The 14,157-nt window shown below is 69.5% G+C and carries 12 protein-coding genes; 7 read left to right on the plus strand and 5 right to left on the minus strand.

Annotated features, from left to right (window positions below; all coding sequences use genetic code 11):
* Positions 1 to 5: 5 nt before the first annotated feature.
* Together fdx and iscX are read left to right on the plus strand one after the other, a co-directional pair.
* Complete coding sequence (fdx, locus tag EX20_RS00075) at positions 6 to 347, plus strand: ISC system 2Fe-2S type ferredoxin (protein ID WP_011885410.1); 342 nt, start codon at positions 6 to 8, stop codon at positions 345 to 347.
* Between the two features lie 36 nt (positions 348 to 383).
* Complete coding sequence (gene iscX / locus EX20_RS00080) at positions 384 to 593, plus strand: Fe-S cluster assembly protein IscX (protein WP_011885409.1); 210 nt, start codon at positions 384 to 386, stop codon at positions 591 to 593.
* Between the two features lie 107 nt (positions 594 to 700).
* On the opposite strand, the gene EX20_RS00085 is transcribed toward iscX, so the two are convergent.
* The 5 genes from EX20_RS00085 to EX20_RS00110 form a co-directional block, all read right to left on the minus strand.
* Positions 701 to 1,429, minus strand: coding sequence for a glycine zipper 2TM domain-containing protein (locus EX20_RS00085; protein ID WP_014723279.1), 729 nt, complete (start codon positions 1,427 to 1,429; stop codon positions 701 to 703).
* 347 nt (positions 1,430 to 1,776) lie between these two features.
* Positions 1,777 to 3,303, minus strand: a complete 1,527-nt coding sequence (lysS, locus tag EX20_RS00090) for a lysine--tRNA ligase (RefSeq protein WP_011885407.1) — start codon at positions 3,301 to 3,303, stop codon at positions 1,777 to 1,779.
* A gap of 75 nt (positions 3,304 to 3,378) precedes the next feature.
* Positions 3,379 to 4,483, minus strand: a protein-coding gene (gene prfB / locus EX20_RS00095; RefSeq protein ID WP_106919330.1) for a peptide chain release factor 2 whose coding sequence is annotated in 2 segments (ribosomal slippage) — positions 3,379 to 4,401 and positions 4,403 to 4,483 — 1,104 coding nt in all. Because the reading frame shifts where the segments join, the coding sequence is not laid out codon by codon here.
* Positions 4,484 to 4,630: 147 nt separating this feature from the next.
* Positions 4,631 to 6,328, minus strand: a complete 1,698-nt coding sequence (gene recJ, locus EX20_RS00105; RefSeq protein WP_011885405.1) for a single-stranded-DNA-specific exonuclease RecJ — start codon at positions 6,326 to 6,328, stop codon at positions 4,631 to 4,633.
* Between the two features lie 10 nt (positions 6,329 to 6,338).
* Complete coding sequence (locus tag EX20_RS00110) at positions 6,339 to 7,415, minus strand: hypothetical protein (protein ID WP_034192430.1); 1,077 nt, start codon at positions 7,413 to 7,415, stop codon at positions 6,339 to 6,341.
* Between the two features lie 207 nt (positions 7,416 to 7,622).
* On the opposite strand from EX20_RS00110, the gene EX20_RS00115 reads away from it, so the two are divergent.
* The 5 genes from EX20_RS00115 (at position 7,623) to EX20_RS00135 (ending at position 14,015) form a co-directional block, all read left to right on the plus strand.
* A complete protein-coding gene (locus EX20_RS00115; RefSeq protein ID WP_034192431.1) occupies positions 7,623 to 8,876 on the plus strand; it encodes a lipoprotein-releasing ABC transporter permease subunit in 1,254 nt (417 codons plus the stop codon).
* Positions 8,869 to 9,627, plus strand: a complete 759-nt coding sequence (gene lolD, locus EX20_RS00120; RefSeq protein WP_011885402.1) for a lipoprotein-releasing ABC transporter ATP-binding protein LolD — start codon at positions 8,869 to 8,871, stop codon at positions 9,625 to 9,627. The genes EX20_RS00115 and lolD overlap by 8 nt, the downstream gene beginning before the upstream one ends.
* A 62-nt stretch (positions 9,628 to 9,689) precedes the next feature.
* Positions 9,690 to 10,478, plus strand: a complete 789-nt coding sequence (locus EX20_RS00125; RefSeq protein ID WP_014723275.1) for a TatD family hydrolase — start codon at positions 9,690 to 9,692, stop codon at positions 10,476 to 10,478.
* A 59-nt stretch (positions 10,479 to 10,537) separates the two neighbouring features.
* Positions 10,538 to 13,048, plus strand: a complete 2,511-nt coding sequence (locus EX20_RS00130; RefSeq protein ID WP_034192570.1) for a DNA internalization-related competence protein ComEC/Rec2 — start codon at positions 10,538 to 10,540, stop codon at positions 13,046 to 13,048.
* 121 nt (positions 13,049 to 13,169) lie between these two features.
* Entirely contained in the window at positions 13,170 to 14,015 is an 846-nt protein-coding gene (locus EX20_RS00135; protein WP_011885399.1) for an alpha/beta fold hydrolase, read from the plus strand.
* Positions 14,016 to 14,157 lie beyond the last annotated feature (142 nt).

The following is a 14,157-nucleotide window of genomic DNA, read 5'->3' on the forward strand; positions in this document are numbered from 1 at the left end:
CCGACATGCCTCAACTGGTGGTGCTGCCTCACGTCGAACTGTGCCCGGACGGCGCGGTCATCGACGCGACGCCCGGCAAGAGTATTTGCGACAACCTGCTCGACAACGGGATCGAGATCGAGCATGCATGCGAGAAGTCGTGTGCATGCACGACCTGTCACGTGGTGATCCGCGAGGGCTTCAACGCGCTCGAGCCGTCCGACGAGGACGAGGACGACCTGCTCGACAAGGCCTGGGGCCTCGAGCCGACGTCGCGTCTGTCGTGCCAGGCGATCGTGACGGAAGATTCGGATCTGGTGGTCGAGATTCCGAAGTACTCGATCAACCACGCGAAGGAAAATCACTGACGCGTCGCCGCGGCAGCGCATACGGGAGGGCAGGCGATGAAATGGACCGATTCGCGCGAAATCGCAATCGCGCTGGCAGACAAGCATCCGGACGTCGATCCGCAGCGGATCAACTTCGTCGAGTTGCGCCAATGGGTGATCGAGCTCGACGGCTTCTCGGACGACCCGGCACACTCCGGCGAGAAGATTCTCGAAGCGATCCAGGCGCACTGGATCGACGAATCCGACTTCGACGACGAAGACTGAGTCGTTACACCGTAGCCCGCCCATGCAAAAAGGCTCGTGAATCCTCACGAGCCTTTTTTCGTTTCAGCGCGACGGCGCGGGTGACCGTGCCGCGTTACGTGCCGACGTTACGCGCCCACCAGCGTACCGTTCTCGATCCGCACGCGCTGGCCCTGGCCGAACGGCGGCGGGTTGTGGTACGTGAACGTGCGGGTCGCGCCGCTTTCCATCTGGACCTCGACCTGATAGTCGGTTTCCGCGCGCACCTGCTTCTCGACCTGGTTGCCGGCCAGGCCGCCGCCGAGCGCGCCGATGATGGTCATCGCGGTGCGGCCGTTGCCGCGGCCGAACTGGTTGCCGAGCAGGCCGCCGGCCGCTGCGCCGCCGACCGCGCCGATCCCCGAGCTCTGGCCCGGCGTACGCGTTTGCGTGATCGCGACGATCGTGCCGCAGCTCTGGCAATAGGCCGGCTGCGCGGGCGCGCCCGACTGCTGCGCATATTGCGGCGGCTGCGGCGCCGGGGCACGGCGGTGGTGCGTGGCCGCCGGGCGCGGAGCCGGCTTCGGCTCGGCCTGCGCGATGGCCTTTTGCTGCTCGGCCTTCTGCTGCGCCGCTTCCTGCTCGGCTTGCGCGGCACGCGCGGCGCTGGCCGCAGCGGCCGTGTCGACGGCCGGCTGCGACGCGATCAGCGCGGCCTGGGTCTGGCCGTTCTGCTCGTTGTTGCTGCTGGCCTTCGGGAAGATGCCCGTGATGGCGGCGGTGGCCGCCAGGCTGGCGACGATGACGGCGCCTGCGGCGGTCGCGATCAGCGGGTGCAGGCGTTGCTTTTGCGGCGTGGTCTGATTCTGGTTGTCCATTTTCTTCTCCGGTGTCGATTCGGCCGGCAATAGCGCGGCGGCCGGATCCCACGCTCGGGAGCGATCGGACGTGGCGTGCGATGCCGCGTTCCGGTCCCGTGGTCATGCGTGGTGACGCAACAGGAGTGTCGTCGACGCGCGCTGCGCGCACCGTATCAAGGTGTAACCAATTGAAGCAGCGCATTGGCGGCCGATCTCGGGAAAACCCGAGGCAAGCCGTCGCGGCGAGGAAATAAAACGGGGAGGGAGCGAATGCCGGCGAGCGCCGGCAGGCGGGATTTACGCGCGGTTACAAAGCCGCCGCGTGGGCACCGCGCGGCGTGCGGGCGCACACGCGGCGCGGCCGGTCAGTCTTCGCGGCGCAGATGGGGGAACAGCAGCACGTCGCGGATCGTCGGGCTGTCGGTCAGCAGCATCACGAGACGGTCGATGCCGATCCCGCAACCGCCGGTCGGCGGCATCCCGTGTTCGAGCGCGCGGATGTAGTCGGCGTCGAAGAACATTGCTTCCTCGTCGCCCGCGTCCTTTTGCTCGACCTGCTTCTTGAAGCGTGCAGCCTGATCTTCCGGATCGTTCAGCTCCGAGAAGCCGTTTGCGATCTCGCGGCCCGTCATGAACAGCTCGAAGCGCTCGGTGATGCCCGGCACCGTATCGGACGCGCGCGCGAGCGGCGACACTTCGACCGGGTAGTCGATGATGTAGGTCGGCTCCCACAGTTGCGACTCGGCGGTTTCCTCGAACAGCGCGAGCTGCAGCGCGCCGATGCCGGCGTTCAGGAAGGCCGGCTGCGACACGTCGACGCCGAGGCGCTTCAGTTCGGTGCGCAGGAATGCGTCGTCCGACAGCTGGCCGTCGGTGTACTGCGGCGCGTACTTCTGGATCGCCTGCGTGATCGTCAGACGATGGAACGGCTTCGCGAGATCGAGCTCGCGGCCTTGATACTGGATCGTCGCAGTGCCGAGCGCATCGATCGCCGCCTGGCGGATCAGCTGCTCGGTGAAGTCCATCAGCCAGCGGTAGTCGGTGTACGCGGCGTAGAACTCCATCATCGTGAATTCCGGGTTGTGGCGCGGCGACACACCTTCGTTCCGGAAGTTACGGTTGATCTCGAACACGCGCTCGAAGCCGCCGACGATCAGCCGCTTCAGATACAGCTCCGGCGCGATGCGCAGGAACATCTGCATGTCGAGCGCGTTGTGATGCGTGATGAACGGCTTGGCCGCCGCGCCGCCCGGGATCGGGTGCAGCATCGGCGTTTCGACTTCCATGAAGTCGGCGTTCTCCATGAAGCGGCGGATCGACGAGATCGTCTTGGTGCGCGCGCGGAACGTGTCGCGCGTCTCCGGCGTGACGATCAGGTCGACGTAGCGCTGGCGATAGCGCATTTCCTGGTCGGCGAGGCCGTGGAACTTGTCCGGCAGCGGGCGCAGCGCCTTCGCCAGCAAACGCAGCTCCTTGCACTGCACCGACAGCTCGCCCTTGTTGGTGCGGAACAGCACGCCGCGCGCGGCGACGATGTCGCCGAGGTCCCACTTCTTGAACGCGTCGTAGGTTTCCGCGCCGACGTCGTTCGGCGTCACGAAGAACTGGATCTGGCCCGAACCGTCCTGCACCGTCGCGAAGCTCGCCTTGCCCATCACGCGCTTGAGCATCATGCGGCCGGCGACCGACACCTCGACCGGGTTCGCTTCGAGCGCAGCCTTGTCCGAGTCGGCGTAGGTCGACTGGAGCTCGGCGGCGTGATGCGTCGGCCGGAAATCGTTCGGATACGCGACGCCTTGCTCGCGCAACGCGCGCAGCTTGTCGCGGCGCTCGGCAATGATCTGGTTTTCGTCCGCCGCGACGGCGGGCTGCGTTTGGGTCGGTTCGGTCATGATGGTCGGAATTCGGAATGGGTGCGGCAACGCAAACGGGAAGGGCGGCGCGACCGAGGGGCCGCGCCGCGGCGCTTACACGCCCTGTTTGAGGCTCGCGCTGATGAAGTCGTCGAGATCGCCATCGAGCACGGCTTTCGTGTTGCTCATTTCGACGTTCGTGCGGAGATCCTTCACGCGGCTTTGGTCGAGCACGTACGAACGGATCTGGTGGCCCCAGCCCACGTCGGTCTTGCTCGATTCGAGCTTGTCCTGCTCGGCCTGGCGCTTGCGCATCTCGGCTTCGTACAGGCGCGACTTCAGCATGGCCATCGCTTCGGCGCGGTTGCGGTGCTGCGAACGGTCGTTCTGGCACTGCACGACGATGCCGGTCGGCATGTGCGTGATCCGCACCGCGGAGTCGGTCTTGTTGATGTGCTGGCCGCCCGCGCCCGAGGCGCGGTAGGTGTCGATGCGCAGGTCGGCCGGGTTCACCTCGACTTCGATCGAGTCGTCGATTTCGGGATACACGAACACCGACGAGAACGACGTGTGGCGGCCGCCCGACGAGTCGAACGGCGACTTGCGCACGAGCCGGTGAATGCCGGTTTCGGTGCGCAGGAAGCCGTACGCGTATTCGCCCGACACCTTGATCGTCGCGTTCTTGATGCCGGCGACGTCGCCGTCGGATTCTTCGAGCACTTCGGCCTTGAAGCCCTTGCGCTCGCAGTAGCGCAGGTACTGGCGCAGCAGCATCGACGCCCAGTCGCACGCCTCGGTGCCGCCGGCGCCGGCCTGGATGTCGATGAAGCAGTTGTTCGGGTCGGCCGGGTTCGAGAACATCCGGCGGAATTCGATGTCGCCGACGCGCGCGGCGAGCTTGTTCGCGTCGTCTTCGGACGCGAGCAGCGTGTCTTCGTCGCCTTCTTCGCGGGCGAGCTCGAACAGGTCGAGCGCGTCGCGCAGGTCGCTATCGAGCGCGGTCAGCGTCGTGACGACGCCTTCGAGCAGCTTCTTCTCGCGGCCGAGCGCCTGGGCGTTCTTCGAATCGTTCCAGACGTTCGGGTCTTCCAGTTCCTTGTTGACTTCGGTCAGACGCGCAGCCTTGGCGTCGTAGTCAAAGATACCCCCGAAGCTCGCCCGCGCGGTTGCGCAGGTCGAGCAGGGAGCTTTCGATCGCGTTGAGACGTTCCGCTTCCATGATCGTTCGCTGTTTTTGCTTCGTAAAAAAGCGGAATTATAGCCGATCGGCGGGGTGTCCCGGTGACGCGGAGTGTGCTTGCATGCGTGCGGCGGCCCGTTGCCGCGCGCCGCACGCGCGGCCGGCGGGATGGCGCGCGGCCGCCGTTCAGCCGGCCGCGTGCTCGACGACGAGCTGCACGCGCGTTACGCCGTTCCACGTGTCGGCGACCAGCCGGTATGCGATCAGCGCGCTCGCCGGCAGCGGCTCGGTGTGGTTGAACCAGATCGCGTTGAAGCGCTGCCGGCCGCGCGCCAGCTGCAGCTTCAGGTGCTTTTCCTTCACGAGCGATTGCGACACGACGTCGAACTCGCCGGAGAAAAGCGGGGCCGGAAAGCCCTGGCCCCAGACGGCCTCGTCGAGCAGCCCGACGAACTGCGGCGTGAAATAGGCGTCCTCGAGCTCGCCGTCGGTCTCGATCACGCGCGCCAGCGCGTCGTCGGACAGCCACTCGCGTGCGACGGCCTCGAACGCGGCCGCGAAGCGCGGCACGTTGGCGGTGTCGAGCGTGAGGCCCGCGGCCATCGCATGACCGCCGAACGCGACGATCAGGTCGGGCTCGCGCTTCGAGACGAGGTCGAGCGCGTCGCGCAGATGGAAACCGGCAATCGACCGTCCCGAGCCCTTCACGCGCGTGCCGCTTTCGTCCGCATGCGCGAACGTGAACGACGGGCGGTGGAATTTCTCCTTGAGCCGCCCGGCGACGATGCCGATCACGCCCTGGTGCCATGCGGGGTTGAACAGCGTGATGGTGCACGCGTCGGCGGGATCGACGTCGGCGAGATCGGCGAGCGCCTGCTGCTGCATGCCGGCCTCGATTTCGCGGCGCTCGCGGTTCATCGCGTCGAGCTGCTGCGCGAGCTCCCATGCGCGGCCGATGTCGTCGGTGATCAGGCATTCGATCCCGAGCGACATGTCGGAGAGCCGTCCGGCCGCGTTCAGGCGCGGCCCGACGCCGAAGCCGAGATCGAAGCCCGACGCGGTGCGCGCGTCGCGGCCCGCGGCGCGGAACAGCGCGGCGATGCCCGGCTGCATGCGGCCGTTGCGGATCCGGTGCAGCCCCTGCGCGACCAGCACGCGGTTGTTGCCGTCGAGCCGCACCACGTCGGCGACGGTGCCGAGCGCGACCAGATCGAGCAGCCCGTCGAGGCGCGGCTCCGCGTCCTTGCTCGCGAACGCGCCGCGCCGGCGCAGCTCCGCGCGCAGCGCGAGCAGCACGTAGAACATCACGCCGACGCCGGCGATGTGCTTGCTCGGGAACGCACAGCCCGGCTGGTTCGGGTTGACGATCGCGCGTGCGGCGGGCAGCGCGTCGCCGGGCAGATGGTGGTCGGTCACGAGCACGTCGATGCCGCGCGCGTTCGCGGCTTCGACGCCGGCGACGCTCGCGATCCCGTTGTCGACGGTGATCAGCAGGTCCGGCTTGCGCGCCGCCGCCAGCTCGACGATCTCCGGCGTGAGCCCGTAGCCGTATTCGAAGCGGTTCGGCACGAGGTAGTCGATCTGCGCGCCGAACATGCGCAGGCCGCGCACCGCGACCGCGCAGGCGGTCGCGCCGTCGCAGTCGTAGTCGGCGACGACCAGCAGGCGTCGCCGCTCGGCGATCGCGTCGGCGAGCAGCGCGGCGGCGTCGGCGCAGCCTTTGAGGTCGGTGGGCGGGACGAGGCGTGCGAGCGCGGTCTCGATGTCGGTCGGCGACTGCACGCCGCGCGACGCGTACAGGCGCGCGAGTACGGGGTGCAGGCCGTGGCGCGCGAGCGCGGCGGCGTCGGCGGGGGCGACGGGGCGGGTAACGATGCGGGTCATACGGATGCGGTCATTCGAACAGGGACGCCAGCGCGCGGCGGCGCCAGAACTTGCGCAGGTCGCCGCGCGTCGCGTGCAGCGTGACGGAGCTCGTGTCGCCGCACAGCGTGAATTCGACGCCGGCCAGCTCGCCGTTCTGCAGCGCGGCGAGCGCCGGTGCGAACCAGTCGCGCTCGAGCACGGCGAGCGCGTCGTGCCAGCGTGCCCAGTCCTGTTCGATGTACGGCGCGGACAGCGACGGCAGCTCGACGAGCGTCGCACCGGCCGCGGCGGGCAGCGCGCCGAAGGCGCTCGGCACGGCGCCGGTCTCGGCCTGCGCGGCGCGCGCGAGGCCCAGTGCAGCGGGCGATGCCGACAGCACGCGCCCGAACGGCTTGCCGACCGGCTTGAGCGTGCCCTGCGCATGGAACCAGATCGAATTGACGGCCGGCAAGCCGCGCGCTTCGCGCGCTTCGTTGACCGGATGCTGGAACCACGCCATCTGGACTTCGTTCTGCAGCTTCATCCACATTCGCGACCGCTCGCCGGTGTGCGCCTCGTGCGGCAGCCAGATCTCGATGTTGCGGCCGCTCGCGCGCAGCGGCGCGGCGCCGGCAAGGCGCGCGAGCTGCTCGCTCGACAGATACCAGCGCGCCGGCTGCGGCGCTTCGAGTCGCACGCCGAGTTCCTCGATCAGCGGCCGCGCGACCGCCAGCAGGGCGGCCGCGTCGCCTTCGTCGAGCGCGAGGCTCGCCGGATCGACGAGCACCAGGTGATCGTGCGCGATTTCGACGTGCACGGGTTCGACGCACGCCCACGCGAGCGCGCCTGGGTCGCCGCCGTCGGCCAGCAGCATGTACGGGGCGAGCGGCGCCTCGTCGGCCGCGTTGCCGTGGGTCGCGCCGAAGCGGCGGGCGAGCCAGCGCTCGTGCGGCAGCGTGCGCTGGAAGTCCTCGCCGGCCACGCGCTCGACGACGCTCGCGCGGGCGAGCAACTTTTCGAGCGCGGGACTGTCCAGCGTGTGCAGGGACGAGGCCGCATCGGCCGCCGACGGCAGCGCGAACGGAACGAGAAAATGGAGGCGTCGGTCGTGCATGATGGTGCGCATTGTATGGCAAACTGCGCGCGTGATCGGGCCGGCTCAGGGTTCGAACCGAGGTTCGGGCCGGCGCGATCGGGCCCGATCGCGCGGCGGCTGCCGCCGCGGTCGCGCTTGCGGCGGCCAGCTGGCCGCCGCCGCAGCGCACCGCGCCGGATCGTTGCCCGTCCCCGCCGTCACCCGCAGAACCCGCCGTAACCAGCAGAAAGGATTCGCTTGAAACTTCCGTACGAATGGCAGATCGGCTGGCGCTACACGCGCGCCGGCAAACGCACGACCGGCAACGGCTTCATTTCCTTCATCGCGCTCGTATCGATGCTCGGGATCGCGCTTGGCGTCGCGGCGCTGATCGTCGTGCTGTCCGTGATGAACGGCTTCCAGAAGGAGGTGCGCGACCGCATGCTGTCGGTGCTCGCGCACGTCGAGGTGTTCTCGCCGACCGGCTCGATGCCGGACTGGCAACTCACGGCGCAGCAGGCGCGGCGCAATCCGTCGGTGATCGGCGCGGCGCCGTACGTCGACGCGCAGGCGCTGCTCACGCGCCAGGACGCGGTGAGCGGCGTGATGCTGCGCGGCGTCGAGCCGTCGCTCGAGCCGCAGGTGTCCGACATCGGCAAGGACATGAAGGCCGGCCGCCTCGACGCGCTGGTGCCCGGCCAGTTCGGCATCGTGCTCGGCGATGCGCTCGCCGGCAATCTGGGCGTGACGGTCGGTGACAAGGTCACGCTGGTCGCACCGGAGGGCACGATCACGCCGGCCGGGATGATGCCGCGGCTCAAGCAGTTCACGGTCGTCGGCGTGTTCGAATCGGGCCATTACGAATACGACAGCACGCTCGCGATGATCGACATCCGCGACGCCGAGGCGCTGTTCCGGATGAGCGCGCCGACCGGCGTGCGGCTGCGGCTCAGCGACATGCAGAAGGCGCCGCAGGTCGCGGTCGAGCTGTCGCACACGTTGTCGGGCAGCCTCTACATCCGCGACTGGACGCAGCAGAACAAGACCTGGTTCTCGGCCGTGCAGATCGAGAAGCGGATGATGTTCATCATCCTCACGCTGATCATCGCGGTGGCCGCGTTCAACCTCGTGTCGTCGCTCGTGATGACGGTGACCAACAAGCAGGCCGACATCGCGATCCTGCGCACGCTCGGCGCGCAGCCAGGCTCGATCATGAAGATCTTCGTCGTGCAGGGCGTGACGATCGGCTTCGTCGGCACCGCGTCGGGCGTCGCGCTCGGCTGCCTGATCGCATGGAGCATTCCGTGGCTGATCCCGATGATCGAGCATCTGTTCGGCGTGCAGTTCCTGCCGCCGTCGGTGTACTTCATCAGCGAGCTGCCGTCCGAACTCGTCGCCAGCGACGTGATCAAGATCGGGCTGATCGCGTTCGTGCTGTCGGCCGTCGCGACGCTGTACCCGAGCTGGCGCGGCGCGAAGGTGAAGCCGGCGGAGGCGCTGCGCTATGAATGACCGCGCGACCGCATTCGCGGATTCACGACAACCCATCAGACAGGATTCGGCTGGTATGCAGGAATACGTGCTTCAGGCGCGCGGGATCACGAAGGCGTTCGTGCAGGGCGGCTTCAACGTGCAGGTGCTCAACAACACCGAGCTGACGGTGCGGCGCGGCGAGAAGCTCGCGGTCGTGGGCGCGTCGGGCTCCGGCAAGAGCACGCTGCTGCACGTGCTGGGCGGCCTCGACGAGCCGAGCGCCGGCGAAGTGTCGCTGCTCGGCAAGCCGTTTACGCAGCTCGCCGAGCGCGAGCGCAACGACCTGCGCAATCGCGCGCTCGGGTTCGTCTACCAGTTCCACCATCTGCTGCCGGAGTTCACGGCGCTGGACAACGTCGCGATGCCGCTGCGCATTCGCCGGATGACCACCGAGGACGCGCGCGCGCAGGCACAGGCGATGCTCGAGCGCGTCGGGCTCGGCCCGCGTGCGAAGCATCGGCCGGGCGAGCTGTCCGGCGGCGAGCGGCAGCGTGTCGCGATCGCGCGCGCGCTGGTGACGAAGCCGGCCTGCGTACTCGCCGACGAACCGACCGGCAACCTCGACGGCGCGACGGCCGACACGGTGTTCAACCTGATGCTCGAATTGTCCGAGACGCTCGAAACCAGCTTCGTGATCGTCACGCACGATCCGGAGCTCGCCGCGCGTTGCGACCGCATCATGCGCTTGCGCGACGGCGTGCTGCACGAGGAGCCGGCGCAGCCGGCGTGAGCGCACGCTCGCGCCGCATGCGCGGCCGGGCGACGCATCGCGACGGAGGAGGGAAGCTAGCCATGTGGATCGATACGCATTGCCATCTCGATGCCGGCGAATTCGATGCCGATCGCGACGCCGTCGCGCAGGCGGCGTGCGCGGCCGGCGTGTCGCGCATCGTGATCCCGAGCGTCGGGCGCGACAATTTCACGACCGTGCGCGAGCTTGCGCAGCGCACGCCGGGCGCCGTCTATGCGCTCGGCATCCACCCGCTGTTCACGCCGCACGCGCGCGACGCGGATCTCGACCGGCTGCGCATGGAGATCGAGGCGAGCGTCGACGATCCGCGCTTCGTCGCGATCGGCGAGATCGGCCTCGACTACTTCGTGCCGGGGCTCGACGAAGAACGGCAGCAATTCTTCTATCAGGGGCAGCTCAGGCTCGCGCGCGAATTCGATCTGCCGGTGCTGTGCCACGTGCGCAAGTCGCAGGATCGCGTGCTGGCCGGGCTGCGCCGTTTCGGCGTGCGGCGCGGCATCGCGCATGCGTTCAACGGCAGCTTCCAGCAGGCCGATGCGTATCTCGCCCAGGGGCTGCATCTCGGTTTCGGCGGCAACGTGACATTCGGGCGCGCGTTGCAGATCCGCCGGCTCGCGGCGCAGCTGCCGCTCGATGCGATCGTCGTCGAGACCGACGCGCCCGACATCGCGCCCGAATGGGCGTACAAGTCGCGCAATACGCCCGACCAGGTGCCGCGCATCGGCGCCGTGCTCGCCGAACTGCGCGGCCTCGACCCCCACGCGCTGTCCCTATCCACAACGGCCAACGCGCTCGCCGCGCTGCCGCGCCTCGCACTTTCGTCCGCATAATCGTCGTCACGTGGTGCGCGCGCCGATGACGGCGGCGCCGGATGGACGAAGGAGGCGCGATGCGCGTGTGGTGGATCGCGTTCGCGCTCGGCGTCGTCGTGCTGCAGCGGCAGGCGGCGTTGCCGGGGGCGGGCGGCTGGGCCGGCGCGGCGATCATGGTGGTCGTATGCGGGGCGGCGTACGTCGGGTCGGCGCGGTGCGCTCGGAGCCGCCCGCTCGTCGCGCTCCGTTGGGTGCTTTGTGCGTGCATCGCGTCTGCAGTCGGCTTCGGCTATGCGGCCGCCCGCGCCGAATGGCGGCTGCGCGATGGGCTGCCCGTCGAGTGGGAAGGGCGGGACATCGTCGTCACGGGCGTGATCCGCGGCTTGCCGGCCATCGACGAAACCGGCGCGCGGCTGCTGCTCGCGGTCGAGTCGAACGATGCGGCGCTGGCCCGCTTCGCGCCGCTGATCCGCTTGTCGTGGCGCAGCTACGGTGAGCCCGCAGCGCGCGGCACGCTGCCCGCGTTGCACGGCGGGCAGCGCTGGCGGCTCGTCGCGCGCATGAAGCGGCCGCATGCGGAGGCCAATCCCGGTGTGCGCGACAGCGAGGCCGCGTGGCTTGCCGCCGGCATTCGCGCGATCGGCTACGTCGTCGCGCCCGAGCGCGCAATCTTGCTCGACGAGCGAGCATCGGGATGGCTTGCGTCGATTGACCGGACGCGCGACACGCTGCGCATGCGCATCGGCGATGCGCTCGGCGACGAAGCGCGCCATCGCGGCATCATTACCGCGCTCGCGGTCGGCGATCAAGCCGTGATCGGCGACGACGACTGGCGCGTGCTGCGCAATACCGGCACGAGTCATCTGGTCGCGATCTCGGGGCTGCACGTCGGCTTCGTCGGCGCGCTCGCGGGCGGGATCGCGTCGCTCGTGTGGCGGCGTCTGCGCTGGCGCCGGCGCGCCGTTACGCTGGCGGTGCCGGCGCCTTACGCGGCGTCGCTGGCATCGCTCGCGGCCGCCGGCGGCTATGCGGCGCTGGCCGGCTTCAACGTGCCCGCGCAGCGCGCCTGGTGGATGATCGTAACCGCAGCGGTGGCCTATCTCGCCGGGCGCAGCGCGCCGACATCCGCGGTGTTGTGCGCGGCCCTCGGCGGCGTGCTGCTGGTCGATCCATGGGCCGTGCTGTCGGCTGGCTTCTGGCTGTCGTTCGGAGCGGTCGCCGCGATCCTGCTGACCGTCGCGGGCTGGCGAGCGACGCCGGAAATCGAACGCGCTGACGACGGCGCTGGCGACGGCAGCAGCGACGCGACGCAGCAGCGCGTTGCGCAGGATCGCCGGCGCGTGCTTCACGCATGGTGCAAGCGTGCAGCGCAGCGGCTCGCGGACGCGACCCGCGTGCAGTACGCGGTGACGATCGGTCTCGCGCCGTTGACCGCCGCGTGGTTCGCGCAGATGTCGGTATCGGGGCCGTTCAGCAACGCATTCGCGATTCCGTGGGTGAGCTCCGTCGTGACGCCGCTCGTGCTGGCCGGCGTCGCGCTGCCGGCGCCGCTCGACGCGTACGCATTCCGGCTCGCGCATGCGGCGCTCGGACCGATGATGACGCTGCTCCGCCATCTCGCCGACTGGCCGGCCGGCGTGTTCTGGCTGCGCATACCCGACTGGCCGGTGCTCGCGCTCGCGTGCATGGGCGCAGCGTGGGCGCTGATGCCGCGCGGCTGGCCACTGCGCTGGGCCGCGCCGATCACATGGCTGCCGCTCGTCGCGCCGGCCCCCGATGCGCCGCCGCCCGGCGGCTTCCGACTGACCGTGCTCGACGTTGGGCAGGGCGAGTCGGTGCTGGTCGAGACCGCCCGGCGAACGCTGCTGTTCGATGCGGGGCCGGGGCCCGAGTCGACCCATGCCGGCACGCGGATCGTCTTGCCGGCATTGCGCGCACGCGGCATCCGCGTCGTCGATACGCTCGTCCTCAGTCATGGGGACGCCGATCATGCGGGCGGCGCGGCGGCCGTCTATGCCGGCACGGAGGTTCGCCAGCTGCTCGCCGGCATCGTGCCGCAACACCGGCTGTGGCGCGATGCGCAGGCGGCCGGCGTCACCGATCGCGTGCCCTGCGCGGCCGGCCAGCGGTGGACCTGGGACGGCGTCGTGTTCACGATGTTGTGGCCGTCCAGCATCGCATCGGGCCGGTCGAACGAGCAGTCATGCGTGCTGCGCATCGACGCGGCCGGCACGTCGGCGCTCTTGACCGGCGACCTCGACGCACGCGCCGAACGCCGGCTCGTCGCCGGCTCGCGCGACGCGCTCGCCGCGCAAATCCTCGTCGTTCCGCACCACGGCAGCCGCACATCGTCGGTCGAGCCTTTCCTCGATTCGGTCGAGCCGCGCGTCGCGGTATTTCCTGTAGGCTATCGCAATCGCTTCGGGCATCCGCACCGCTCGGTCCTTGCCCGCTACGAGGCGCGCGCAATCCCGCTGCCGCGCACCGATCGCGACGGCGCCGTGCGGTTCGACGTCGCGCCGTCGAACGGGGGTTTCACGTTCGAACGGTATCGCGACGCGCGGCGACGTTACTGGATGGATCGGTGAGCGCCGCACCGAAGCGTCGAGCAAAAACAGGCCGCGTCGGGTGCGCCAGCGCCGACGGCGCGGCAAGGGGCGCGATAACGGTGCGACGCGCGGCGCGTGCCGACACAGGAGACATCGGCATTTGAAGGACATCCTCCACTTCTCGCATGCGAACGGCTTTCCGGCATCGACGTACCGGACCATCTTCGCCGAGCTGGCAGACGATTACGAGCTGCGTTACATCGAGCGCATCGGTCATGACCGCCGCTATCCGGTGACGCGCGACTGGCCGCATCTGGTCGATCAGTTGCTCGACGACATCGGCCGCCGCTACGAGCGCCCGGTGTGGCTCGTCGGCCATTCGCTCGGCGGCTACCTGTCGCTGATGGCCGCGCTGAAGAAACCGCACTGGGTGCGCGGCGTCGTGATGATCGATTCGCCGATCATCGCGGGATGGCGCGCCGGTGCGCTGCGCGCGAGCCAATGGGCCGGGCTCGACGAGCGGCTGTCGCCGGCGGCCGCGACGCGCAAGCGGCGCACGCACTGGGCGAGCCGCGACGAAGCGTGGCGGCACTTTCGCGAGAAGCCCGCGTTCGCGCGCTGGGACGAGCGCATGCTGTCCGACTACATCGACTACGGCATTCCGCAGGCCGGCGCCGACGGCGCGCGCACGCTCGCGTTCGACCGCCAGGTCGAATACCTGATCTACCGCACGCTGCCGCACACGCTCGGTCCGCGGCTCGCGCACGGCGCGCCGGTGCCGGTCGGCTTTCTCGCCGGCACGCGCTCGCGCGAAGTGCGCCAGGTCGGCCTCGATGCGACGCACCGGGCCGCGCACGGGCGCATCGAGTGGCTCGAGGGCAGCCATCTGTTCCCGATGGAGCGGCCGATCGAGACGGCCCGCGCATTGCAGCGGATGCTGAATTCGCTGAAGGCAGCGGAGGGCGACGGGCCGCGCGATCGCGCGGCGCTCGTGCAGCGGGGCTGACGCGGCGTCCGCTGCGCCGCGCAGCGCAAGGCGCCGCCGCACCGGCCGGCCGGTCGTTTCGCCCGGCCGCGCACGGCTGGCGCGGCACTGCGCGAAAGGGCGCGATCATCACGTCAATTGCTGAGAGAAGGGCGGGCTTTAC

Origin of the sequence: Burkholderia sp. WP42, assembly GCF_000745665.1 — a bacterium.
GTDB lineage: Bacteria > Pseudomonadota > Gammaproteobacteria > Burkholderiales > Burkholderiaceae > Burkholderia > Burkholderia vietnamiensis.